The sequence below is a fragment of the Aquimarina ulvae genome, assembly GCF_053613295.3.
Genome location: NZ_JBSIBP030000048.1, coordinates 1 through 1,269, shown reverse-complemented (window position 1 = coordinate 1,269; position 1,269 = coordinate 1). Strand labels below are relative to the sequence as shown.

Sequence of the window (1,269 nt, the reverse complement as noted above, 5' to 3'; positions counted from 1 at the left end):
TGGGAATTTTACGTTATTTTCAGCGCATAAATAAATTATAACCGTCGAATTAAACGTTTAATTCGACGGTTATAATTGAATATATATAGAATGTAAAGGACATATATCCTTTATAACATTGTTGGCAGCAATATAAAAAAACATGAAATTGAAGTTCTCAGAAAGGCTTGGAATCTTTAAGCCAAAAACAATCATACCTAAAGAGCAGATGCCAAATGATTTGCGTAATACCTTGTGGTCTTTGGTTTGTGATGAGACATTTGGGAAACTTTCAAATCATACCTATGGCAACAAACTTTCTGCATTAGCCGAATTTTTTCGAAAACTATGGAGAGATTTCTTCAAAATACCGATTGATAATTTAAGCATATCAGATGGAAAAATTTATCCAGACGATTCATATAACTATATCAGAAAATGGTTTTTTGAAGCCAAATGGTACGAGGTCTATGAATATTTAGAATATTGCGCAGAAGAATTTGGACACGATTTTGTTAGTGTTTGTAATCCATATTTAGAACGGGAATTGTCAGGATTTAGATTTGTTGGCTTAAGCCTTCTTGAAATTGACTCGAGTCAAGAAATTAAAGAAATTGAAAAAGCTCTTAATTCTGGAATGAAATATCGTTCTGTTAAAATTCATTTGGAAAGTTCTTTAAAGCTGCTCACCGACAAAAGAAAACCTGATTATCGAAATTCAATAAAGGAATCTATTTCTGCTGTAGAATCTCTTTGCAAAACTATTACTGGAAATGAGAATACAACATTGGGACAAGCCTTAAAGATTTTGGATAAACAGAAACCAATTCCTAAAAGTCTTAAATCAGGATTTAGCGCAATTTATGGTTATGCGTCAGATAATGGAGGCATAAGACATGGATTATTGAATGATGATATAGAACCAGGACAAGAAGAAGCTAAATTTATGCTGATTGCTTGTTCTGCATTTGTGAATTATTTGATTACAAAAAATAAATAATACTGCTGCCAACAATGGCTATAGCAAATAGGGCATAAAGTGCTATATTTAAAGGCTTGGGCTTATTTACTAAGTCCGCCAAATCTTTTGGATTTGGCTTTTAAAATGAAAAAGATAAAAACAAAACAAAAAGCTTTGGCTCTCAGACCAGACGGAAACGAAAAGTTTCCTTGCCTGCCCTACGTTTCTTATACGAGACGTTATAGACAAATAGGTACGTTAAACAAACATCCTTTACAAAGTTAAAGAAACATAGTTTACACTTTTTAAGGTATAATTTGAGGGAAAAA

1 protein-coding gene is annotated in these 1,269 nt (G+C 32.2%); it reads left to right on the top strand.

From position 1 onward, the window contains the following. Positions 1–142: 142 nt before the first annotated feature. The gene (locus tag ACWGOQ_RS24095; RefSeq protein WP_452058743.1) at positions 143–979 is read left to right on the top strand and encodes an AbiJ-NTD4 domain-containing protein; all 837 of its coding nucleotides are present in this window, start codon (positions 143–145) and stop codon (positions 977–979) included. Positions 980–1,269 lie beyond the last annotated feature (290 nt).